We start from the raw sequence: 22,164 nt of genomic DNA, 5'->3' as shown, positions 1-22,164 counted from the left end.
GTATGAGTCGGTCTCAACTACAATACCTCTTCCAATTGAAGAGTGTACGTAATGCAAACCGTGTTCTGTATAACATGAGTCCCTTTTTAAACCACAAACGTCTTCATGAAAACATCTATTATTTATCAAAGAAAGGACGCCAACATATTGGATCAGAGAAAACCAAACCTTCTTTAATCCAGCTTGAACATAAAGTGAGACGGAATGATATTTACTTGTATTATGGTTGTCCAAAAGATTGGAAAGTAGAACGACCTAATGAATGGAGGATTCAAGGAGAAAGGTATAAGCTCATTTGTGATGCTCGCTTTTCCCTTCACGGTGTCATTTGTTTTGTGGAAGTGGATCTCAAACAGAAGATGCTCGAAAATAAGAAGAAAATTAAACTGTATCGTTCCCTCTTTCAAGCTCTAGGAGAACAGCAAGCCTTATTAATCTTTTATACGACTACTCAAGTGAGAAAAGACAAAATCTTAACTTGGTGCAAAGAGTATAAAGTTAATGCAGAGATTCTAACAATCGAAGATATTGAAAATTATTTTTTATAGAACTTACAAACGGTATAGATATTAATAGGGACAAATCTCAACCAAGCAGCCCTTATCACACTTTATTTATCTTTAAGAACTATGTTCTAAAAGATAAATAATATACAAAAAAATAATAGCTTTTTAAAGGGATTTGACCAAAATTAGGTCGAATTGACATTGTGTTCATTGCCATAGTTTGCTATAATAACAGCAATTAGACAGTTCGGAACAGAAAAAAGGTTCAAGGCAATCGCAGCGATGTTGGAAGCATCCTGCGACGGCTCACCGTGTCGCACCACGGTAAACACTTACCTCAAACCTTGTTCACATAATTAAAGTTTCTATCTGCATTTTACAGTAAAACTTTAATTATTGCAAGGGTTTATTGTACTCTCTTTATTAAAGGGTGTGTTTACCGGATTTTCAAACGGTAAACATGTCCTTTTTCTTTTTCCGCAAGAAAAGAGGAGAGAAAAAATATGTTAATCTTTAGTGATGATTTTGCCCGTATGCAAAACTATGAATCTTACATAAAAACAAAAGATCAACAGAAACAAATGAAATATAAATTATTAGAAATTGTAGAATCTGTCTTTGGAGATGCTTTTGCTCGTTTGAAATTAGAAACACGTGATGCTATTGATATGATTTGCTTTTTAGCAACGGATAAAGGCTTTGTGTATGCCAAAGACACCTATTTTGCTGAGAAACACAATATTTCTACTCGTACGATTCGTCGTGTTATGAAAGCCTTAGAAAAAGCTGGGAAGATTGTGAAGGCTCATCGTTCTTCTTCTAAACATAATGGTCGAGGTGCAGCCGTTTATTTCTTCGTAAATCACCCTTATTTTGAACACTGGCAACAGTATTTTGACTTTAATGTCCAAACAGATGTCCAAGCAGAAAATGCTGAAAACCCTTGTGAGAGTAAGAATGAAGAGGCCAAAAAAGTTTCTACCTATTATTTACCTAATAATTATATTAAAGATCATTTTATGTGCAAAACCATTCCTTTCATTAAAGGAGTCCCAAAATTAATTAATCAAACCTTTAAAGATGTGTTTAAAGATTCTTTAAGAGATCTTTATTTACGTATTCGTTTGGCTTCTAGAAAAGTAGGTCAATCTTTATCTATAACTCTTTCAAAGAAGGATATTCATTCCATAGCTTATGAATCTATTCAAATTCTTTTTACATACATAAAAACACGTTCTATGAGTTTTGAGGAGCAATGTAAATTAGTATATAGTATCGCTTTGAATAAGTTTAATGATTTAGTTCAAACAGAAAATCCAAATAATAACCTAGATTCTGTAACATCATCACGTAAGATTGTTCGTAAGGAAATGTTACCTGATTGGTTCCAAGAGCAACAAAAGAAAGAAGTTTTAGTAGAAAAAGAATCACAAGCGCAAGATATGTATGAAATGTCACCAGAAGATGAGATAGCAAAAATGAAAGCCATTTTAGCGTTATATACTTAACTAAAGCAATAGGTTATCCCCCCTACTACATACCTGCTTTATCTAAGGAAAATTCTTTGGGTACTAATTTGATAAATAGTAAGAGAAAAGGCTGTAAAAGAGATTGAAAGTATTTTTCTTTGGTTTCCTATTGTTTATTGGCTTTATAGGATATGGATAGATTGCCCACAGGAGATTATCTCTCAGAGAAAAAGTCTCCTGATGGAGTGTATACTTTAAAAGCATATGTAACAAATGGAGGTGCTACAACTTCATTTGCTGTACGTGGTGAATTAGTATTTAACAATAAAGGCAAAAAATATTTACTGGAATTATCGCGAGGACACTGCAGATATTAAATGGATAGATAACAATACAGTAACCATTAATGGACATATACTTAATGTTCCTGATGATAAATTTGATTTTTGAAATCAATAACTCACTTTGGATTGAAGATGAAAAAGTAAGTTGTAAGGATGCTTATCTACCTATTCCCTTTTTTGTCTCGTACTAATAAAGCAGTTAAAAGACATAAAAAATCTTTTAAGATTTCTATGCCTTTTAAGCAGTCATATTATTTAAACACTGAGGAAAGACTAACCTGTTAAATGTAAATATGAAAACAGTCTCCTCATGCTTTATAAGTCTCCATCAGTAAATAGTAAATGCTTATTTAGACTTGAATAATTTTTTAAACCATCCAGTACTCTCTTCTTCTTTTCTCTTTTCTAAAGTCTTCTGGATAGATTCTAACAAAACTTGATCCCTTTTCTCTAAACTATTCTCAATATATGTCTGTTGTTGTTTCATCTGTTCTGACAAGTTAATTAACAATTCCTTCATCTCTGTATTTTCATTTTTTAGTTCAATAAAAGCTTCCATAGTTTGTTTATGACGTTCTATAGAACGCTCTAATTCCTCTTGAAGATTCATGACGGTATGCGTCATAGGCTCTCTTTCTGGCACCGAAATTCCTTTTGTAACAGTATTTACAGCATCCTCTAGCGTCACACCTTTTGTTTTGCTAAGAGCTTTGATGCGTTTCATAAGTAAAATATCTCTTTCGAAAAAACCACGTTGATCGTGCTCGTTTCTATGAAAATTATACCCGTTTTCCTCCATAAGACGAGCGTACTTACGCACTGTTCCCTCTTTTATATCTAATAATTCGGCTACTTCTCTTGTCCAGTAAGCCTTTTCTTGGTCAATTGTACTGTTTTCCATAGTATATTCCTCCATTCTTATAATGTAATTCAATTATCAAAAATAATTTATTTTTCTTAGTTTTTTCATGCTTAAAATGTGTTCAATTATTCTATTTATAACGCTGTATAAAACGTTATAAATAAGTGATAAAAATTGTAACGGATAGCGTCACAAGATGTTTTGTATTGTTAGAAACCCTTTATTGTCAATGTTTACAAGTCTTTATAGCGCTATAAGAAATATAACGCTACTTAAAATTGATTAAAATATCTATTTCATAGATACTTTTGAAAAAAACGCGTTATGTAGTTTTGTATAAGGTCTTTTATGATACGACAATACTTTTTATCAGCTTTAATTCTGGACGATTTTAATAACACTTTTATCTAAGTTTGGAACTATACTTATAAAAATAATAGATCAGATATTATAATTATAAACGTTTTAACTAAATTTGAACATGAATACAATGTAGAGATAGATAAAAGGTAATCAAATTTAAATAAGTGAGGCTATACAGTGTTGACTTATTTATAACGCTGTAGAAAACGCTATAAATAGGTTGTGAAGACTATAACGGGTAGCGTCACAAAAAGAAAATGTATTATAGAAACCCTTTATTATCAATATTTATAAGCTCTTATAGCGTTACGGTAAATATAACACTGATTAAAATATCTATTTCATAAATGCTTCTGGAAAAATACGCGTTATATAGTTTGGTATAACGTGTTTTATGATGCGACAATACTTTCTATTAGTTTTAATTCTGGACGATGTAAATAATACCTTTGTCTAAGTTTGGAACTATGCTCATTAAAAATAATAAATCAGAGCTTATTTTTATAAATGTTTTAATTAAATTTGAACATAAATACAATAGATAAATAGATAAAGACAACTAAATTTAAATAAGTCAGGATATCCTGTACTTGCTTATTTATAACGCTGTAGAAAACGCTATAAACAGGTGATAAAGGCTATAACGGGTAGCGTCACAAAAGAAAATGTATTGTGAAAAACCCTTTATTATCAACATTTATAACCTCTTATAGCGTTACGGTAAATATAACATTGATTAAAATATCTATTTCATAGATGCTTCCGAAAAAATACGCGTTATGTAGTTTTGTATAAGGTCTTTTATGATGCGACAATACTTTTTATCAGTTTTAATTCTGGACGATGTAAATAACACCTTTGTCTAAGTTTGGAACTATACTCATTAAAAATAATAAATCAGAGCTTATTTTTATAAATGTTTTAATTAAATTTGAACATAAATACAATAGATAAATAGATAAAGACAACTAAATTTAAATAAGTCAAGATATCCTGTACTTGCTTATTCATAACGCTGTAAGAAACGCTATAAATAGGTGGTGGAGGCTATAACGGGTAGCGTCACAAAAGAAAATGTATTGTGGAAATCCCTTTATTATCAACGTTTATAAGCTCTTATGGCGTTACGAGAGATACGACGCCACTTAAAATCGATTAAAATATCTATTTCATAAATCCTTTTGGAAAAATACGCGTTATATAGTTTTTTATACCGTGTTTTACCTCATTATAGTTTCTGCTACAAAATTTAATTTTGGATCAACTAAATAATAAGGTGGTATGCAAATTTGTCATTTTAGTCTTATTTATATAATTTTCATATAAAAAATTTATTAAGTCTTTGTTTTCTTATAAAAAGAAGTGTTCAGTGTATAGATATATCATTTTTAATTAAATTAATATAATAAAGATGTTTTAATTGTATATTTTATATATAAATAAATTTCATTTTCTTCTGTCATTACTTCGAGTCTCTTTTTCGGTTATTAATTTATATAATTATTATTATATTTTTATATAATTTGTGATAAAATTGATATAGGATAACAAAAAGGAGTGGATTTAATAATGAAATTAATCCTTGCGAACGATATTGGAAATGACAAAATGAAAATTCTTGAACCAGGAATGGAACAAGTAGTGAAAATTCCGAGTGCTTATAAGCGAATTAACCGAAAACCTTCTGTTCATGAGAATGACATAAAAAAGAACGTAACGAACCTCATTGATCAATTACTTGTACATATTTCGAGCTCATCTATTCGTCGTGATGGTTTATATATGATTGGAGAACGAGCAATTCAAACGACAGAAGGCGTAAGTAACATGGATATCGCCGTTCATGAAAAGCATAGTAGTGATTTACCTTTAATTAATACGTTAGGTTATGCTGCAGCAAGATCTGTACAGAAACAATATGAAGAAGAAGGGGAACTTCCTCAAGCATTAAAAGTAGAAGTGGGCATGAGTAGCGCCATTCCAGCGAGCCAACATAATGTGGAGACAGCGAAGCAATTAGAAGAACGTTTTATGGATACTTCTCATGTAGTGATTGTGTATGTCGGTCAAGAGCAAGTAACGGTAGAGCTAAACTTCTCACAAGTAAAGGTGACGAAAGAAGGAATTCCAGCGTTATACGCCATCTTTGAGGCGCCAAATGATATGTTTCAAGAGTTTTGTAAAGAATATAGAATGAAGGGTATTGATGGTTCTTACTTTATGAACTCAAAGATTATGCATATCGATATTGGAAGTGGAACAACCGAGTATATTTACTCCGTAGGCGTGAATCCACAACCAGAACAATGTACAGGAGAAAGACGAGGAGTGGGGCATGCGGTAGAAGAAGCGATTCAATTAATGAAAGAAGAGCGTAAAGGTCTTAATATCAATCGTCAGCAATTTGCGAAATACATTGAGCGACCAGATGAGTATCCAAAGGATCATGATTTAGCTGTTCATTACTTGCGTGAGGCTCGTATCAATCAAGTGGATTTCATCCTAGAAGATGTAGAACGTAAATATACGACAACACTCTCTAGTGAACCAGAATACCTAGCTTGCTATGGTGGAGGATCTATTGAGTTTAAAGAGGATATGTATAAGTATCTGAAAGAATTTGCAGATTCCGTGGATGCAAAAGTCCTTTGGATCCCCGCACAATACGCAGTCGATATGAACGTGAAAGGATTAGATATCTTAAATCGCAACATGCTATTTACAGAAGAATATGAAGAAACTGTGGTGATGTAAGCATATGACGAATGAAAAGAAGAGAAAAACACAGTACAACTGGAAGTTTAAAAGCAACGAGACCGATGAGTTTTATGAATGGTTTGAAAATCAGGATAATATTGCGCTTTCTTTACGTAAGATTGTGTACCATATGATTGAGCTATATGGGACGGAGAGCGTTTTAAATCATCATGTCGATAAAGAAATGAGTCGAGATATGTTTATTTTAGAAGCGCTTAGAGGAAAAGAGGCCTTAACGGTAAAGGAGAGTATCGTTTCGGTAGAATCTCCAGGTGAAATTTCGTCTATGTCTGAGAAGCCGTCTTCCTCTGCACGAGATGAACGTCGTGTAAGTGAAGAAACGAATAAACCAGAAGCTAAAAGTAAAGTTAATTATCAAAAGGTTAACCCGAAATCAATTTTTTGATGACTTTTAAGGAATATAATATAGCCCTCACATTAGGTGAGGGCTATTTTTTATAAGGAGATAAGATGAAAAAGTTGAATGAATAAAGTGGAGAAGAATTTAATTTTAAGTCTAGAAAAAGTCCATTCAAGGGTAGACATACTGATTAAAGTCTTATATCAGATACGTGGTAAGGGCGAAACAATTATCTTTAAATTAGGAAGCCTTAGCACTTGCTTTATATCAAAAACTGCTGGAAGCAGAAAGCATGGATGTTGCGGGAAATGAAGTGAAAATAGAGGGGGAAGAGTCACAAGATAAACTCATTCAGACGATCTCTACCGGTCAAACAAAAACGCCTACGAGTTCAGAAAAGTCATCTTAGAATAGGCAAGCTTACAAATTATTAGTGGGCGACATTTAATAAAATGAAAATGAAATACTATGAAATGCCATTGCAATTAAGGTGGAAAATCAGAGAGCTTTACGAGAAGAAATTAGCGAATTAAAAGCCGATATGGAGTATCAAATTGAGACGGAAAAAACTGAAACGGAAGCTCAAATTTCTTTAAAAGAAGATGAGATTCGAATGAAAGAAGGGAGTATTAGTCCCTATAAAGGTGGGAAGAAAATGTTAAAGAAAAAGCTCAAAAAGTTAAACGAAAAAGAGCAAGATTTATCTCAAACCCGTTAAAACCTGTGGGGACGTCGAGGGGGCATCACGCGAAAATGAGGGGACACTGAGGGGACGTTACCACGATTTGAGGGGACGTCGAGGGGACGTTTGGCGCTTTTCTTTGTACCCATGGTTTTGTTAGGCTCTGCCTAACCCCACACGCTATGTGGGGGCAAGAACCCCTTATGCTCTTCTATCTTTTTGGATGTAGAGCACTGAATTTTGAGAGAAGAGGAATGGAATGGAGATTAAAGTGAGAAATATAGATCTAGTTGCAGTGAAAAAGATTGATGAAATGGCAAAAGAAAAAGGAATATCACAACAAGAATTTTTGGAATACAGATTGAAATCCTGCCTTTCTTTTCGTAAACAAATGACTCGAAAATATGATCTGGAAAAGCTCATTAATAAGAATATTCAGTGGAAAAAGATTAATAATGTAGAAATTTAATAAAAATGTGGGATAACCACTTTTTTCTGTTGTTTTTTGGATTTTACCTCTACCCAAGTATATATAAGGGTATATATACTAGACATATAGAGAGAGAAGGAGGGAGAACGATGGCTCAAAAAATTAGTTTAACTGGCCGTCCGACTAGCTCAATTCAAGACTATGGTAAGTACCTAGCTTTTGATATGGAGGAAAAGGGAAGTCCAAATGCACCCAAAGGAATTCCTTTTCAAAGTAATGCGATTACATACACCGTTGTGTTGAGCCTAAAACAATTTAATAAATTAAATATAACCCAAGAGGAATTTTCTCAACGGCGTTTCGTTGTTCAAGGAGAACCTTGTTTTGATATTCCGTTTGAGCAATGCACAGGTGAGATCGGCGTTATCTGTATGCAGATACAAGAAATTGAGGACAAAGCAAAAGAGAAGAAACAAATACCGAAAAAGGGTTCAAGGGCTCAAAAATCGGTAGAAAGTAAACATCAAGAAGAGAGTACAAAAGTGAAAGTGAAAAAGCCTCTTCTTGTTCCAAAGGGGACCAAGGATTGGATGTCTTTAGATGATATTAAGGTCCCAGAATCCTTTCTTCAATTTACTCCAGGGATAGCGAAACAAAAGGCAGTAGAGGAAAGCATTGAGAAGAATGGAACGGTGGATAAACCGATTATTATTAATCCAGAAACACATGAGCTTCTGGATAGTTATAGCCGTTATTATGTCGCAAAAAAGAAGAATTTAGATCGTGTCCCTGTACATTATTAGAAGAAGTTTCTATATTTATTGAGTGCATAAAACATTTGGTTTTTATGCACTCTTTTTGTGTTGGGGAACGAAGAAGAGCTTGCTAAATCAACAATGTATAAAATCTTTTATAAGAAGAGAAAGGAAATATTATAAGATTTTTTGAAGAACAAGAAGTTAGAAAACTCCGAACTTTCCTAACGAACAACATGTTAACTAAGTTTCTATAGGGGGTACAGTTAAGAATAGAAAAACTTTCTGTAGGGTAGGGAGTTTTCTGTTACATATCAAGATATTAAAGATGATAATTTATGTTACGTACCTTGAGTAGTTCGTTCAAAAGGCCACAGAGTATCCATTTATATAAATCAAGTTTTTATATTAAAAAGGTTTTTTGTTAGGTGAGTAGAAATAACTTTTAATAAACCAATTATATGAGATTTGAAGGGAGGTGAATATGATGGCAACTGGTGTATTGTGTGAGGTAGATACCTGTAAGAATTGGGAGAATGGAAACAAATGCAGTGCTGATTTCATTTACGTTGTAAATCTTGAGGGGAAACAAACATCTGAAGCCGAAGAAACAGGCTGTAAAACTTTTGAACCTTGTGATTCATAAAAAAACTATATAGAAGATTAGTATCAACAATCCACAATTTGTTAATCATAACAAAGTAGGAGGTGTAATATTATGGCTCAAGATGTTCTTTGTGAAGTAAACAACTGTAAGTACTGGGGACAAGGGAATAAATGTAAGGCTGACGCTATTTATGTAGTAAGTCATAAAGGCAAACAAGCATCCAACAGTGAAGAAACGGATTGCAAAACATTTGTACCAGAAGCTTAATAAATAAGGGTAACCATCTTCCATATGGTTGCCCTTATTAATGATTATTAATATTATTGATAATAATAATCATTTTCATACATAATTATTTCATTTTTAAATAATAAGTGATGTGCTTCTTCTACTTTTTCTTCTAAGTATTCAAGTTAATAATTAACTAATGGAGCTGCTAAGTTACCAAGTGTTCGTGAAAGGTTATCTAGGACTATTTTTGATGTAGGACAGTTTGTTTATTTGCAATAAATTGTGTGTTCAGAGTTATTTTTCATTTTATTTTATAATTCTTAATATAACGATAGGTACTATATCGAATAACAAGGGAGAGGAATTTTGCATGGATACTCAAATTCGATTTGAAAAGTTTCAGAAGTTTAAAGAGCTTCATCAGCAACCTTCTACTTTTGTATTACCCAATGCATGGGATGCTATGAGTGCGAGAGTTTATCAGGAGGAAGGTTTTCAAGCGATTGGTACTACGAGTGCAGGAATCTCAATCTCGTTAGGCTATCCTGATGGGGAAAATATCCCTTTTGAAATGATGTTAAGTGTCTTCAAGCTAATTGTTAACTCCGTAAATGTACCTGTAAGTGCAGATATAGAAGGAGGATATGGAATAAGTAGTGAAGAATTAACTGAGAAAATTAAACAGATCATTCTAACAGGGGTAGTAGCAATTAACATTGAGGATGGAACAGGGGACTCTCACAACCCTATAACAGATCTTTCTCTACAGCTAGAGAAAATAGGGATAATTAAGGAAATCTCTCAATCTATGAATATGCCCTTATTTATTAATGCACGAACAGATTTATATTGGTTAAATGTTGGTAACCCTAATGAACGATTAAAATCCACTATTAAGAGGACAAGAGCTTATCAAGAAGCAGGAGCTGATTGCGTATTTATCCCTGGATTGAGAGGTATAGATTCTATTAACACACTTAGACAGGAGATTTCGTGTCCTATTAATCTACTAGCTGAATCTGGTTCCCCATCATTAGAAGAGTTATCTAATATTGGTATTGAAAGAGTAAGCTGTGGTTCTGCCCCTTTTAGGGCAACAGTGACCCTGTTAAAAAAGATTAGTCGTCACATTATGAAGGACAGTAACCTTGAATACATGAATGAGGGTACAATTTCATATAAGGAATTAGCTAATAGAATGGAATTTAATCAAAATTAAATATAAGTTATCTAATAGTTATGATATAGGAAAATCTCTATAACTAAAGTTATAGAGATTTTCTTGGTCAATCCCAAATTTTAGGTCTAGGAACGTCCATTGTTCTAAGGTAATCTAAAAGTTGGCCAGTATGAACAGCTTCATGATAAGCAATACGCATTAACATATCGCCTAATGAACGTATGTATCCCTCATCAGAACGGTCAATCTTAATATTCTCTAAATCTCCACTAGAGAAAAATTGAAGACTATTTATAAATTCTCTGTGATAAGGTTCCGCAAAATCTAATTCATCTTTAATTGAAATAAAAGGACGTTTATCAAAGGGGGAATCAAAGTTTTCAATACTAGCCTTATTTTTAATAGCTAAACAATAATAATGCTCTGCTTCTAGCACATGACGTACCATTTCTATACACGTCATGGCATCTTCATCAGGCTTCCAATTAAGTTTTTCCTCAGGAATTGCGTTCCACACAATTTCACTTCTTCTTCTTGTTTCTTTGAGATTAAACTCTAGAAAATCAATTGTATTCACTATACTTCTCCCTTTCCTAGATAATATGTTCGTAATTAATATTACTAGAAATTTTAAATTAATTACAGGGATGGATTATCATAGGGTTATCTTTATATAAAAAATAAGTATTTATTTATAAATACTATAATAATAGGTGGATTGATTACAAATTTTAACACTTTAGTTTTATGTTTTTTAAAAAAGTTATTGTAATTTTCTTTTTATCATAATAAAATGAACTTAATTTCAAATATATGGAGGTGTTACATATGTCAGTTAAAGTTAAAAAAACTAGCAAAAAAGCTGCTGTCCTTTATAGCTTCCCAGGCTAATGTCATTTTTAGTCTGAATTTACAGAATAATTAGAATTTTAACCTTTGTGTATCTTCTTAATTTGGAGGTGTGCCATATGTCGGTTAAAGTTAAAAAAACTAGCAAAAAAGCTGCTGTTCTTTACAGCTTCCCAGGCTAATAATTACTTAATACTCAAACTTCAAGAATGGGGAACTATCATTAAGATAGTTCCTTATTTATTAAGTTTATAATAGAATGGAGGATACCAATAAGATGATTAAACCTAAATTTAAAGAAACAATTCCAGTCTTTTTTGTAAACAATGAAATACATATTGGTGAAGAAGACGGAGTAGCAGGTGTCATTGAGGATCCAAATGGCAGTATTCAATATCTTATCTCATTAATTGATGGAGAAAATACTATTGAAACTATTATTGAAAAAGTTATTTTAAAGTACCCTGATATCACGGCTGAGGAAGTGCAGGGGGCTATTCAATCATTAAATGAAGAAAAGTACTTAGAAGACAATGCTATTACTCCAACTCTAATGGGTGAATATGAAAAAGAGCGATATAAAGCAAATCTTAATTTCTTCTCATTGTTTACATCTCTAGAAGACAGCAAATTTGATATTCAAGAAAAGGTTATGAATACTAAAATTGCTTTACTAGGTGTAGGTGGATTAGGAAGCCAAATTCTTTATCATCTAGCAGCATTAGGGTTCCATAATATAACGGCCCTAGATTTTGATACTTTAGAATTAAGTAATTTTAATCGTCAGTTATTATATTCTGAAGAAAACATCGACGAATTGAAAATTGAGATGGCAAAGAAAAGAATATCTAAATTTAATCCTAATGTGAAATTAGATATTGTAAACAAGCGTATAGAGTGTGCTGAGGATGTTATGAATCATATTCAAGATAGCGAATATGTTATTTGTGTAGCTGACAAACCTACTCTATATATTCAGGATTGGGTAAATGAGGCTGTAGTTAAGTTAGGTAAACCTTTAGTTTCTGGGGGAGTACTAAATACGAGAGGGAGATTTTATTCAATTATTCCAGGGAAAACAGGTTGTGTAGAATGTCATAAACACACAGTTATAGATAGTGACGAGAAAGTTAATGATCAGCTTAATAATATGAATCAAGTAAACTTCCAAAGAAATAATGCAGCTATTAGTCCTAATGTAGCTATGTTAGCTGGTGCTATGGTCAATGAATTTTTAGGACTTGTCACAGGAATTAAACATCCTACTTCTCTAGGAAAGATGATGGAACTAAATTTCCTCACTTATCAAACCTATCCTATTTCTGAATGGGAAAAACAAGAAGAGTGTTCAGTTTGCAACTCAACATCAGTAACAGCCACTTCGTAATCTGGTGTGAGAAGGGAGTACGTATGAAATCTTATCAAGTGTTAAAGAATAGAAATTTCTTATGGTTATTTTTAAGTGCCACAACTAGTAAGTTGGGCACTTCCGTTTTTCAAGTAGCTTTGCCCTTATTAGTTTATGAATTAACTAAATCCCCTAGTTTAATGGCTTTAACATTTGTTCTCGAAATAACCCCTCAAGTTCTCTTTAGTTTAATGGGGGGGGCTTTTGCTGATCGAATAAGTAAGAGAAACATTTTACTTCTAGGGGAGATTATATCCAGTGTTTTAATAGTAATCATACCACTTGCATCACTGGCAAATTCTTTAGAAGTATGGATAGTTTATGTTGTAGCTTTTTGTTTATCATCAGTTAGTGCCTTTTATCATCCAAGTTTTGAATCTGTAGTACCAGAGATTTTAAAAGGGGAAAACTTAATTCAAGGTAATTCACTATTTAAACTATCCGAAACGATCACCACGTTTATAGGCCCTTCTATAGCTGGTGTATTAATAGCTGTAATTGGAATACATAATTTATTATATTTAAATTTTGTTACCTATCTTCTTTCCGCGGTATTTATCGGTTTTATAAATGAAAAGTATAAAAGTAGTCCTTCAAATTCTTCGATCATTTCTTCTATTAAAGAAGGAATTAACTATGTCCTTAAAACGAAGAAGATATTAATAGGTACCATTTTTATTTTTATGGTCAACCTTGGCTATGGTGCAATGGAGTCTTTATTCATGTTTTATTTAAAGGATTCTTTAAAATTATCATCGCAATATGTTGGGTTAATCTTCTCATTACAGACACTAGGCTCATTTTTAGCGATTTATCTAGCTAATAAATTAAATAAGATGCCTAGAGGTAATATTATTATTATAGCAGGGCTGATAATAGGGATAGGACAGGTAGCTTTAACTATGTCTCAAGGAATCGTAATTCTCCTTATTATGTGCCGAATAGTTATAATTGGTTCCGTAACTATTTTATCTATTAATTGGTTTACTTTACGACAAGAGGTAGTCCCACCTACTCTACTTGGACGCGTTATTAGTTCTACTCGCATGTTAGCTTTTTTAGCCCTTCCTTTTGGAGGAATGGTATCAGGTGTAATTGCTGAATACATGGATGTAGCTTTGATATTTACTTTCGCTGGGGTCCTTACCTTTATTTTATCGCTAATAGGAATTAAAACGGCATTATTTCAACGGCAACAACATGTTCCTCGAGAGGTAACTAGTAAAACAGATTGACTATAATATTTAATGCGGAATTTTCACTTATTGATACTTAGTCCAACTTGTTATATTATTAATTAGTATCAATTCTTGAAGTTTGAATATTGAGTAAGCAAACAGCCAGTCATGTCATCTATAACATGATTGGCTGTTTGTCTTTTTTTATGAAGCAAAAAAGGGAAATATTTGGAGAGGTATTTCCATAGTCATATAGTTGTTGTTATGGAGCCAGAAATATTAAAGGATGCTTATAAGCAATTACATAGGTCTCAACTTTTTCCTACATAAATTCAAAATTTATATATCTTAAATGCTTATTTATGGAATAAACTATCTGCAAAAGTATACTTAAGAGGAAAAAGCAAAACTCATGTTATACTAAAAGAAAAGAAGAAATCACGGAGGATATAATGACAAAGCGATTAGATTTACGTGTCGATTTTGCCTTTAAATCTCTTTTTGGGACTCATGGAAATGAATCCATTTTAGCTGCTTTTTTAAATGCAGCTCTACGTTTACCAGAAGAAAAGAAAATTACGACCGTTCACTTATTAGATCCACATTTTAATAAAGAAAACCAGGAAGATAAACGATCCATTCTTGATGTTCATGCTCAATTAGAAGATGGAACCCGTATAAACATTGAAATTCAATTGAATAATAAACATGATATGGAAAAAAGAACGCTTTACTATTGGTCTAAGATGTATAGCAGTCAGATGAAGGAAGGGATGGATTATGGTGAGCTGTGCCAAACGATTACCATTAACATTGTAAACTTCCGTTATTTGTCTCATATCAATCATTATCATTCAATCTTTCAGTTATATGAGCGTGAAGAAAGATTGTTACTAACGGACATGTTAGAAATTCATTTTATGGAACTTCCTAAACTGCTTATTAAGTGGCGTAGAAAAGAAGTCGATCCACGAGAAGATCAATTAGTAAGATGGTTATTATTACTTGAAGCATCGGAAGATGAAGAAATCACTCAAGTACTGGAGGAGATTGCGATGCAAGAAGATCAAGTATTAAAGAAAGCAATAGATGAATGGGAACGTGTTAGTCAAGATCCAGAAGTCCTACTGGCTTATGAAGCGAGAAGAAAGGCCTTATTGGATGAAAAATCTGCATTGAAACGAGCTGAGAGCAGAGGAAAAGAAAAAGGTAGAGAAGAAGGAAGAAAGGAAACCATTAAAAATATGGCTCTCGGTATGATTCATAAAGGGATAGACAATGAAACGATAAGTGACCTTACAGGTCTTACCCAAGAAGAAATTAATGCTCTCCGTCATCAATAAGTTTAACTACAAAAAGGCAGCGTCTTCAAGGCGCTGCCTTTTTGTATAGAGTCACTTAATGGAGTAAGACTTATTGAGCTAACAAAGCAGGTTAGTTGAACAAATTATAGAGCATTTCTTTTTAAAGAGAAATGCTTTTTATCTTTATATAAAATTAATATATATAATCGTTAGCAATAAAAATAAAATAAAAAGGAATAATTATTTATTGTAAATCAATAAACTTTTGTTAGAATCACACTAGAAACAAAATGAATGAGGTGCTTTTATGAAACAAAGTTCAACACTCTTTTTAAAGATAGCTGTTTTTATTATCGGAATTCCAGTTCTTGCTTTGTGTATATTTTGGTTGCCTTGGATAGCCACTAAAGATGCAGCAGCACATCCAGAGACTGCTTACTTGCAATATCCCTTTCTAATAGGTGCGTATATAACAGTAACACCGTTTTTCCTTGCCTTGTATCAGTCCTTAAAACTTTTAAGCTATATTGATCAGAATAAAGTTTTCTCGGAATTATCTGTTAGAGCTTTGAAGTATATAAAATACTGCGCAATCACTATCAGCACCTTAATTGTAGTAGGAATAATCTCCGGATTTATATTAATTGCAGGTGAAGGTGAAGACATAACAGGTTTTATAAGCTTGGGATTAATGCTTACTTTTGCTTCAATGGTAATTGCAGTCTTTGCTGCTGTTCTTCAAAGACTTTTACAAAAAGTTATCGATATAAAATCAGAGAATGATTTAATAGTCTGAAGTGGCCGACATGACAATTATAATCAATGTCGATGTGATGTTGGCGAAAAGGAAAATGAGCGTAAGAGAACTTTCGGAGAGGGTGGGAATAACGATAGCTAATCTTTCTATATTGAAAAATGGAAATATTATACATATTAGAGGTGGTTTGTAAGGTTTGAGAATGTCAGCTTGGTAATATTTTTTGAATATAAAAGTGAGGAAGACACCCAAGAATAAAAATCGGTATGATTGAAATTAAAGAAACTACATGATTTTATTAAAATAAAAAGGAGAGCATTATTAAACTCTCCTGTACTTCTTATCCAAACTCTTTTACAGTTTCATCTTGTTTTAATTTAATAGTCTTGATTTTCTTTATAAAATAGTAATGTTTGTAGAGGGCAAGTATCAGTAGAAGGATTTGAATCGGAAATATGTTCACATAAAATACGGAAAATATAATAAAAGCATCAGCAATCAAGTTAATACGAATTTTCTCTTTACGTGTCATACCTGTTTTCTTATAAAATCTTATAACATATTTTTTATAGAATGAGGTTTTTTGAAACCAATTTTCAATTCGTTTGGAACTTTTAGCAAAGCAAAAAGAAGCGAATAAAAGGAATGGACCACCTGGTAGAACAGGTAGTATAATCCCGGCAATTCCGATTCCTAAGGCTATGAAGCCGAGAAGAAAAAATAAGATATTTTTTATATTTATGATGATAATCACCTTACTTTTTATTAATCTGTAGATCTCGCCAATAAAAATACACCTAATTTTATATTAGTATCGATACAGGTTCTAATGCAAGTATTATAGTTTGGAAATAGGGATGTCTGGTTTTATTTGAATGACTAATTTACGGAGCAGTTCCAAAAAGTTATTAATACATAAGTATTTACTAAATTAACCAAAAAGCCGTGTTCAGAAAGTAGTGATTTTCAGAACACAGCTTTTTGATAAAGTATTTGGTTTTGGTTTAAAAACTTCAACATATCTATAAGTAATTTCAAAAGGACATGCATGGATAGTATGAAAAAAGAAAACTTACTCAAACGGAAACAATATCACTTTGATATTATGCTATTAACCGTTATTATAACTTGTACGCCTATTTAAACTTCATCTCATATTCAGTATGAAATGTTTTTCCAACCTCAAGCTTATTGACCCCAAATTTCTCCTTCATGTTTCCTGACGTATCATGTGTGTCAGCAATGCCGTACCAAGGCTCAATGCAAACAAATGGCGCCATAGTACCATCTGTCTCAATATATTTTGACCATATTCCCACAAATGGAAAATTATTAAATGCTACTTCTACTCCATGACTCGATTTATTAGAGGCCAGTATGATGCTATCAATATTACTGTAAATAACAGCATCATTTTTAAATAGAGAAGCAGTAAGAGAAATTGAGGCAATATCGTTAGCAGTTCCTTTCTCATGAATAAGGGCATCTTTTAACTCATATTGAAGTACAGTCTTATTTGGAGCAGGAGTAAACTCTAGTCTGTAGTCCTCAATCTCTTCATTCTCTAAAAGTGGAATTCTAAACGCAGGATGTGCCCCAATAGAAAAGTACATCTCTTCCTTACTATCATTTTCTATTTTCCAGCGCACAATAAGGGAATCCTCGTTAAGTATATAATAAATAGTGGCTTTGAATTCGTAAGGATAAATATGTAGGAAACGTCCAGCAGAATTAAACACAAAAGAAACCTGTTCTGTTGTATGATTGTCTACATCGAATTCAACATCACGTAGGAAGCCATGCTGTGGCAAATTATAAGTTTGACCATCGATTTGATACTGATCTCCCTTTAAACGTCCTACAATTGGAAATAATACTGGAGAGACGCGTCCCCAGTAGGCACTGTCCCCTGTCCACATATAGTCTAACTCATTTTTCTTATGTTCAACTTTACGTACTTCTGCACCTTTATTTTCTATACCTACCTTTAACCAATCATTTTCAATTACAATCATCGTCTTATATCCCTCATCTCTCTGGTCTGGAATGTCTTACTCTCATTACACTGAAAGACTCTTTTACAATAGGTAAGAGTCCATAATTTATCTTAAATCGTATTAACCTTAAATGTCTACATATTAATAGATTTCGCAGATGCTTATTCACAAACTATACAGGAAGTTATGGAATAAAGGCCTCTTTGACGAGATTCTTCCTATTATATATGTTTCATGTTAAAAATATCCCCATGTTCCTTTACTAATTTATAAAAAGTTGTCTTTTTATAAATTTGCTTTTTTCATGGCTTGAACAACTGTAATCCCCTCCTTTTCGCAGACGTTTCTGAATAAAATCCCGTTCCTCTTGGGCCATCCAAGAAAGAATTTGAAGAACTAAGTCTGCAATAAAGGTTCCCAAACTATCCTTATATTGAGTGGTATCTAACAACGACATATCTAAAACTATAATGTCGACCTTTTCTCATGATATCTATGAGTTCGGGCTAGGAAAATATAGGTAAAAAATTCCTGCTCGATCTTTATAAAAAGAAGAAGCTAAGTTTTTGCATTTACCCAATATTAAAGTGAAAATGACTGCCGAAAATAAATAAGGGTGATGAGAAAACATCTTCTCTTTATAAAAAATACTTTATTGTTACAGAATATTATAGATAATTTGTATAAATTGTGAAATCTGTGTAATTTTTTCCTGTATTGTTATAAAATATAGTTAGAATTTATAGATTTTTATAAAAATAGATAAAAGGGGAACAGTTACTATGAAAAAGATACTCATTAAAACCATGACAATTTTAGCTTTACTCGTATTTCTAGTAGGTGGAATAGCGACAGGAAAAACGGAGGCAGCAAGTAGCACGGCGAACCAAGATCTCATTATTATTAACAAGTATTATAATAAACTAGCGTATTATCATAACGGATACCTTGAAATGATGGTGCCTGTAGCAACAGGGAAGACGTGGGATAAAACACCGGTTGGATTTTTCAAAGTCGTGAATAAAATTAAGAATCGACCATATTACACTGGGAAGATTCCGGGTGGAGATCCTCGCAATCCATTAGGGAAACGGTGGTTGGGTTTAAATGTCAATGGAACCTATGGTGATACCTATGGGATTCATGGAAATAACAATGAAAGCAGTATTGGAAAATATGTGAGTCAAGGATGCGTTAGAATGCATAATACCGATGTAGAAAAGCTTTATGATAAAGTTCAAGTGGGAACACCCGTTAACATCACATATTCTTATAGAAGCTTTGAGGAGTTAACCAAAGTATATGGCTATAATTTCAAAGGATATAACACGAAGAATTAAAGGAAAAAGGATCCGCACTTAGAGAGTGGATCCTTTTTTGTTTATTAAAAATTTTGTGTGTTTGAAAAAAATTAGTTACTTTACCCAATTAGGAAGTATAAGTGGGTTTTACCCAATTTTGTTTTAAAGATACATTCGTATAAAATTTTAAATTTGTAGCAATTTATTAACAAAAAGGAGATTGAAAAATGCCTGAAGATATTGAATTGAGATCCATGATAGAATACGAAGCGTATGTAACTAGAATTAGACAATACGGCGTTGAAATGTTTGAGGATATGAAAAATGGTGTACCACCAAATCAAGCAGTAGGAATATATAATGAAAAGATGGATCAACTAAGAAGTGAGTTCACAATAGAAAGAACAAGTGACTATGCTGCTGTAAGAAAAGTTCAACAAATGCCTCAACATGAGGCTGAAAAAAAGAAAATTGGTAGAGGTGAACCAAGACATACAGATGTAAGGGATGTTCAATATACAGCTCCTGAAGATATGATTTATAAAACACATGACTTTAATATTCAAAGTTCATATGGGGACTGTCATGCTTATATATCTGTAAGCGAAGATGGTGTATCAGTTGTAGTGAGATTAACTGCAAGAGGAAGATATGTAGGAGATAGCCATATCATAGCAACGCCTATTATTGTTTGGAAAGTAGACCCAAATGAAATTACCGAATTCTGTAGGTCTGACTTTGATTCCCTAGAGAGATTAGCAGACGACCGTTATTTTTCAAAGTTTTTTAATAACTTTCCTACTGTATAGAAGCTGCAAAATGACCTTTTTCATAAAATAGGTGTTCATTTATGAAAAAGGTCTAAGCAATAAAAAGGACGCAATAAAAGGGGTCTGAATTTCACATTTAAGAGCATCCGTGAAACAAAAGTTAGATTCAAAATTCGGTCCTGTCACCCATCTTTTAGACGTAAATAAGGTTTCTGGTCATTAAGGTTATGTAAGGTAGATTTATGTTAGGTTGTTGTATTATTTTAAACATGTATTGTATATTAAAGGCTACCTACAAATATAGGTAGCCTAGGCCATGATAGCTATTGAATTGTTGAGGAATTAGCGAAGTACGTTTGTTCCAGCTTGACCTGCTAATTGTGATTGAGCAGTAGCAACTAAACGTTTTGTAATTTCTCCACCTACAGATCCGTTAGCACGAGAAGTAGTGTCAGCACCAAGTTGTACACCAAACTCGCTTGCAATTTCATATTTCATTTGGTCGATTGCTTGTTCGGCACCAGCTACAACAAGTTGGTTGCTGCTGTTGTTGTTTGCCATGTTTTTTCACCTCCTCAACTTTATATATTCTTAGAGTCCCTTTCTCTATTTACCATATACAAGGTAGATTTTGGGTGAATATAAAAGAGAAAGTCCTGCATAATAAGATGTGTTGGGAAGAAGGACGTTGCATAGAACACTTCCCCTCATCTCCTTGTACAAATAATCTTGTATATACAAAGTTAGGTTTGCTGTGTGAAATAAAAAAGGGATGTGAACCATTTAGTCACAACCCTTTTTTATTTCACCAACTTTCTTATGTGATCAATCATCTTTAAATGTGTAAAGAAATACTGTATAAATTTTTACTATGTTTGATGAAAAAGATTGATTAAAAATCCTTTTTTTCTTTAGTAAGCTTTAAAGGTCCACGATTAAGAGTAGTAAGCTGTTCATTTGTCTCAAAAATCTTTCCTTTAATATCTGTAATGCCAAATTCTTTTAATCTTTTCGTATGCATATCTAAATACTTTTCGGCATCTTCTTTTGTTTCAAACAGATAGATTCCCCCGGCTTCTTTTGTTTCTTTATTTTCTGTCCATATCTTCCAGATGAACCCTTCTTCCTTATTAATACTGTTTGCTATGTCCGTAAAAGCATTTGTCATCTCATCACCAAAGGGACCCTCAAATTTAAAATCAACTTGTAGTAGGTAGGTCATCTTATACACTCCTTAAATATAATAATCTCATTAACAAGAAACAATCATTAGTAAGCAAAGGATTTTTTGACGAGTTTCTTCCTATTATATATGATCCTTATTAAAAGTACTTTCATGTTGCTTCACCAATTTATAAAAGGTTGTCTTTTTAACATTAGCCTCTTTCATGGCTTGTACAGCTGTAATCTCCTTATTTCTCCATCGGTTATAAGCTTCAATAAATTCTGGGCTAACCTGAGCTTTAGGACGTCCAAAAGATATACCATCTTTTAGTGCAGCATCAATCCCCTCGCGCTGACGTTTACGAATGCGATCTCGTTCCTCCTGTGCCATCCACGAAAGAATCTGAAGAACTAAATCTGCAATAAAGGTTCCCAAACTATCCTTATACTGAGTAGTATCCAACAACGGCATATCCAAGACCACAATGTCAGCCTCAATCTCTTTTGTAATGGCATTCCATTCTTGTAAAATTTCTTCCTTATTACGACCGAAGCGATCTAGAGAATGAATATAAAGAATATCTCCTTTACGAATCATTCGTTTCATTAATTGATATTGTTCTCGGTTGAAGTTTTTTCCACTTTGTTTATCAAGAAAAATATCACGAGGAGAAATTCCAGATTCCTCCATCAATTGAAGTTGACGACCTTCATTTTGATCTCGACTGCTAACTCGTATGTATCCAAATTTTCTATTTTCCATTTTTATACTCCTTTTGTGTTTCTCTCCCTATTATTCTATCAAAAACGTCCGTAAAAGTGTGTGTATTTCGAAGGACGTTCGTAATTTAATTTTAAAGTTAAACGAACAACAAAAATGCTAGATTTT

At 32.8% G+C, this 22,164-nt stretch carries 23 protein-coding genes and 3 pseudogenes; 18 read left to right on the top strand and 8 right to left on the bottom strand.

All coding sequences use genetic code 11. The features are described from left to right. The first annotated feature begins 2 nt into the window (after positions 1 to 2). The 3 genes and pseudogenes from ACK3CR_RS26380 to ACK3CR_RS26370 all read left to right on the top strand — a co-directional run. Positions 3 to 548 carry a replication-relaxation family protein gene (locus ACK3CR_RS26380; protein ID WP_488976338.1) on the top strand — a complete coding sequence of 182 codons (546 nt, stop codon included), beginning with the start codon at positions 3 to 5 and terminating at the stop codon, positions 546 to 548. Between the two features lie 461 nt (positions 549 to 1,009). Next, positions 1,010 to 2,014 carry a hypothetical protein gene (locus tag ACK3CR_RS26375; RefSeq protein ID WP_430236768.1) on the top strand — a complete coding sequence of 335 codons (1,005 nt, stop codon included), beginning with the start codon at positions 1,010 to 1,012 and terminating at the stop codon, positions 2,012 to 2,014. 132 nt (positions 2,015 to 2,146) lie between these two features. After that, positions 2,147 to 2,425 (top strand): annotated as a pseudogene (locus ACK3CR_RS26370) (DUF5412 family protein); the annotation flags it as partial. Positions 2,426 to 2,665: 240 nt separating this feature from the next. Here ACK3CR_RS26370 and ACK3CR_RS26365 read toward each other — a convergent pair. Then, on the bottom strand, positions 2,666 to 3,220 hold the full coding sequence (locus tag ACK3CR_RS26365; RefSeq protein ID WP_268584658.1) for a MerR family transcriptional regulator: 555 nt from the start codon (positions 3,218 to 3,220) through the stop codon (positions 2,666 to 2,668). Positions 3,221 to 5,113: 1,893 nt separating this feature from the next. On the opposite strand from ACK3CR_RS26365, the gene ACK3CR_RS26360 reads away from it, so the two are divergent. From ACK3CR_RS26360 to ACK3CR_RS26325, 8 genes are all read left to right on the top strand, one after another. Beyond that, a complete protein-coding gene (locus tag ACK3CR_RS26360) occupies positions 5,114 to 6,298 on the top strand; it encodes a ParM/StbA family protein (RefSeq protein ID WP_488976337.1) in 1,185 nt (394 codons plus the stop codon). Positions 6,299 to 6,302: 4 nt separating this feature from the next. Further along, the gene (locus tag ACK3CR_RS26355) at positions 6,303 to 6,707 is read left to right on the top strand and encodes a hypothetical protein (RefSeq protein WP_328125195.1); all 405 of its coding nucleotides are present in this window, start codon (positions 6,303 to 6,305) and stop codon (positions 6,705 to 6,707) included. 445 nt (positions 6,708 to 7,152) lie between these two features. After that, positions 7,153 to 7,380: a hypothetical protein gene (locus ACK3CR_RS26350; protein ID WP_243519572.1), complete on the top strand. Its 228-nt coding sequence runs from the start codon at positions 7,153 to 7,155 to the stop codon at positions 7,378 to 7,380. A 223-nt stretch (positions 7,381 to 7,603) separates the two neighbouring features. Beyond that, entirely contained in the window at positions 7,604 to 7,813 is a 210-nt protein-coding gene (locus tag ACK3CR_RS26345) for a hypothetical protein (protein WP_243519570.1), read from the top strand. 110 nt (positions 7,814 to 7,923) lie between these two features. Next, complete coding sequence (locus ACK3CR_RS26340) at positions 7,924 to 8,577, top strand: ParB N-terminal domain-containing protein (protein ID WP_268584652.1); 654 nt, start codon at positions 7,924 to 7,926, stop codon at positions 8,575 to 8,577. Positions 8,578 to 9,013: 436 nt separating this feature from the next. Beyond that, positions 9,014 to 9,175, top strand: a complete 162-nt coding sequence (locus ACK3CR_RS26335; protein ID WP_488976336.1) for a DUF1540 domain-containing protein — start codon at positions 9,014 to 9,016, stop codon at positions 9,173 to 9,175. A 72-nt stretch (positions 9,176 to 9,247) separates the two neighbouring features. After that, positions 9,248 to 9,403 carry a DUF1540 domain-containing protein gene (locus ACK3CR_RS26330; protein WP_019392431.1) on the top strand — a complete coding sequence of 52 codons (156 nt, stop codon included), beginning with the start codon at positions 9,248 to 9,250 and terminating at the stop codon, positions 9,401 to 9,403. 334 nt (positions 9,404 to 9,737) lie between these two features. Continuing rightward, on the top strand, positions 9,738 to 10,586 hold the full coding sequence (locus ACK3CR_RS26325) for an isocitrate lyase/PEP mutase family protein (protein ID WP_243519565.1): 849 nt from the start codon (positions 9,738 to 9,740) through the stop codon (positions 10,584 to 10,586). A 67-nt stretch (positions 10,587 to 10,653) separates the two neighbouring features. Here the strand turns inward: ACK3CR_RS26325 and ACK3CR_RS26320 are convergent, their stop codons facing one another. Continuing rightward, positions 10,654 to 11,124 carry a DinB family protein gene (locus ACK3CR_RS26320; protein WP_243519563.1) on the bottom strand — a complete coding sequence of 157 codons (471 nt, stop codon included), beginning with the start codon at positions 11,122 to 11,124 and terminating at the stop codon, positions 10,654 to 10,656. A gap of 549 nt (positions 11,125 to 11,673) precedes the next feature. Here ACK3CR_RS26320 and ACK3CR_RS26315 point away from each other — a divergent pair. The 5 genes and pseudogenes from ACK3CR_RS26315 to ACK3CR_RS26295 all read left to right on the top strand — a co-directional run. Beyond that, positions 11,674 to 12,783 carry a HesA/MoeB/ThiF family protein gene (locus tag ACK3CR_RS26315; RefSeq protein ID WP_243519561.1) on the top strand — a complete coding sequence of 370 codons (1,110 nt, stop codon included), beginning with the start codon at positions 11,674 to 11,676 and terminating at the stop codon, positions 12,781 to 12,783. A 23-nt stretch (positions 12,784 to 12,806) separates the two neighbouring features. Beyond that, on the top strand, positions 12,807 to 14,039 hold the full coding sequence (locus ACK3CR_RS26310; RefSeq protein ID WP_243519559.1) for an MFS transporter: 1,233 nt from the start codon (positions 12,807 to 12,809) through the stop codon (positions 14,037 to 14,039). A gap of 395 nt (positions 14,040 to 14,434) precedes the next feature. Then, complete coding sequence (locus ACK3CR_RS26305) at positions 14,435 to 15,325, top strand: Rpn family recombination-promoting nuclease/putative transposase (protein WP_243519556.1); 891 nt, start codon at positions 14,435 to 14,437, stop codon at positions 15,323 to 15,325. Between the two features lie 268 nt (positions 15,326 to 15,593). Then, positions 15,594 to 16,082, top strand: coding sequence for a DUF2975 domain-containing protein (locus tag ACK3CR_RS26300; protein WP_243519554.1), 489 nt, complete (start codon positions 15,594 to 15,596; stop codon positions 16,080 to 16,082). A gap of 10 nt (positions 16,083 to 16,092) precedes the next feature. Beyond that, positions 16,093 to 16,240, top strand: a pseudogene (locus ACK3CR_RS26295) (helix-turn-helix domain-containing protein); the annotation flags it as partial. Between the two features lie 143 nt (positions 16,241 to 16,383). On the opposite strand, the gene ACK3CR_RS26290 reads toward ACK3CR_RS26295, so the two are convergent. From ACK3CR_RS26290 to ACK3CR_RS26280, 3 genes and pseudogenes are all read right to left on the bottom strand, one after another. Beyond that, complete coding sequence (locus ACK3CR_RS26290) at positions 16,384 to 16,797, bottom strand: YbaN family protein (RefSeq protein WP_243519552.1); 414 nt, start codon at positions 16,795 to 16,797, stop codon at positions 16,384 to 16,386. A gap of 382 nt (positions 16,798 to 17,179) precedes the next feature. Then, a complete protein-coding gene (locus tag ACK3CR_RS26285) occupies positions 17,180 to 18,058 on the bottom strand; it encodes an aldose 1-epimerase family protein (RefSeq protein WP_243519550.1) in 879 nt (292 codons plus the stop codon). A 203-nt stretch (positions 18,059 to 18,261) separates the two neighbouring features. Continuing rightward, positions 18,262 to 18,521, bottom strand: a pseudogene (locus tag ACK3CR_RS26280) (recombinase family protein); the annotation flags it as partial. 301 nt (positions 18,522 to 18,822) lie between these two features. Here ACK3CR_RS26280 and ACK3CR_RS26275 point away from each other — a divergent pair. Then, positions 18,823 to 19,380, top strand: a complete 558-nt coding sequence (locus ACK3CR_RS26275) for a L,D-transpeptidase (RefSeq protein WP_328125164.1) — start codon at positions 18,823 to 18,825, stop codon at positions 19,378 to 19,380. A gap of 188 nt (positions 19,381 to 19,568) precedes the next feature. Further along, on the top strand, positions 19,569 to 20,150 hold the full coding sequence (locus ACK3CR_RS26270) for a hypothetical protein (RefSeq protein ID WP_488976335.1): 582 nt from the start codon (positions 19,569 to 19,571) through the stop codon (positions 20,148 to 20,150). 303 nt (positions 20,151 to 20,453) lie between these two features. On the opposite strand, the gene ACK3CR_RS26265 is transcribed toward ACK3CR_RS26270, so the two are convergent. The 3 genes from ACK3CR_RS26265 to ACK3CR_RS26255 all read right to left on the bottom strand — a co-directional run bounded on the left by ACK3CR_RS26265 (position 20,454) and on the right by ACK3CR_RS26255 (position 22,038). Continuing rightward, a complete protein-coding gene (locus tag ACK3CR_RS26265) occupies positions 20,454 to 20,672 on the bottom strand; it encodes an alpha/beta-type small acid-soluble spore protein (RefSeq protein ID WP_488976334.1) in 219 nt (72 codons plus the stop codon). Between the two features lie 331 nt (positions 20,673 to 21,003). Beyond that, positions 21,004 to 21,333: a monooxygenase gene (locus ACK3CR_RS26260; RefSeq protein ID WP_328125163.1), complete on the bottom strand. Its 330-nt coding sequence runs from the start codon at positions 21,331 to 21,333 to the stop codon at positions 21,004 to 21,006. A gap of 84 nt (positions 21,334 to 21,417) precedes the next feature. Next, complete coding sequence (locus ACK3CR_RS26255; protein WP_480381131.1) at positions 21,418 to 22,038, bottom strand: recombinase family protein; 621 nt, start codon at positions 22,036 to 22,038, stop codon at positions 21,418 to 21,420. Between the last annotated feature and the right edge of the window lie 126 nt (positions 22,039 to 22,164).

Source organism: Priestia sp. TRM10 (assembly GCF_057808375.1).
Note: the sequence above shows the minus strand (reverse complement) of the source record. Positions and strands in the feature narration are given on the sequence as shown.

Bases quoted from the DNA above. Each gene is read 5' to 3' on its own strand.
- ACK3CR_RS26380 (WP_488976338.1), top strand. From the start codon at position 3: ATGAGTCGGTCTCAACTACAATACCTCTTCCAATTGAAGAGTGTACGT.
- ACK3CR_RS26375 (WP_430236768.1), top strand. From the start codon at position 1,010: ATGTTAATCTTTAGTGATGATTTTGCCCGTATGCAAAACTATGAATCT.
- ACK3CR_RS26365 (WP_268584658.1), bottom strand. From the start codon at position 3,220: ATGGAAAACAGTACAATTGACCAAGAAAAGGCTTACTGGACAAGAGAA.
- ACK3CR_RS26360 (WP_488976337.1), top strand. From the start codon at position 5,114: ATGAAATTAATCCTTGCGAACGATATTGGAAATGACAAAATGAAAATT.
- ACK3CR_RS26355 (WP_328125195.1), top strand. From the start codon at position 6,303: ATGACGAATGAAAAGAAGAGAAAAACACAGTACAACTGGAAGTTTAAA.
- ACK3CR_RS26345 (WP_243519570.1), top strand. From the start codon at position 7,604: ATGGAGATTAAAGTGAGAAATATAGATCTAGTTGCAGTGAAAAAGATT.
- ACK3CR_RS26340 (WP_268584652.1), top strand. From the start codon at position 7,924: ATGGCTCAAAAAATTAGTTTAACTGGCCGTCCGACTAGCTCAATTCAA.
- ACK3CR_RS26335 (WP_488976336.1), top strand. From the start codon at position 9,014: ATGATGGCAACTGGTGTATTGTGTGAGGTAGATACCTGTAAGAATTGG.
- ACK3CR_RS26330 (WP_019392431.1), top strand. From the start codon at position 9,248: ATGGCTCAAGATGTTCTTTGTGAAGTAAACAACTGTAAGTACTGGGGA.
- ACK3CR_RS26325 (WP_243519565.1), top strand. From the start codon at position 9,738: ATGGATACTCAAATTCGATTTGAAAAGTTTCAGAAGTTTAAAGAGCTT.
- ACK3CR_RS26315 (WP_243519561.1), top strand. From the start codon at position 11,674: ATGATTAAACCTAAATTTAAAGAAACAATTCCAGTCTTTTTTGTAAAC.
- ACK3CR_RS26310 (WP_243519559.1), top strand. From the start codon at position 12,807: ATGAAATCTTATCAAGTGTTAAAGAATAGAAATTTCTTATGGTTATTT.
- ACK3CR_RS26305 (WP_243519556.1), top strand. From the start codon at position 14,435: ATGACAAAGCGATTAGATTTACGTGTCGATTTTGCCTTTAAATCTCTT.
- ACK3CR_RS26300 (WP_243519554.1), top strand. From the start codon at position 15,594: ATGAAACAAAGTTCAACACTCTTTTTAAAGATAGCTGTTTTTATTATC.
- ACK3CR_RS26285 (WP_243519550.1), bottom strand. From the start codon at position 18,058: ATGATTGTAATTGAAAATGATTGGTTAAAGGTAGGTATAGAAAATAAA.
- ACK3CR_RS26275 (WP_328125164.1), top strand. From the start codon at position 18,823: ATGAAAAAGATACTCATTAAAACCATGACAATTTTAGCTTTACTCGTA.
- ACK3CR_RS26270 (WP_488976335.1), top strand. From the start codon at position 19,569: ATGCCTGAAGATATTGAATTGAGATCCATGATAGAATACGAAGCGTAT.
- ACK3CR_RS26265 (WP_488976334.1), bottom strand. From the start codon at position 20,672: ATGGCAAACAACAACAGCAGCAACCAACTTGTTGTAGCTGGTGCCGAA.
- ACK3CR_RS26260 (WP_328125163.1), bottom strand. From the start codon at position 21,333: ATGACCTACCTACTACAAGTTGATTTTAAATTTGAGGGTCCCTTTGGT.
- ACK3CR_RS26255 (WP_480381131.1), bottom strand. From the start codon at position 22,038: ATGGAAAATAGAAAATTTGGATACATACGAGTTAGCAGTCGAGATCAA.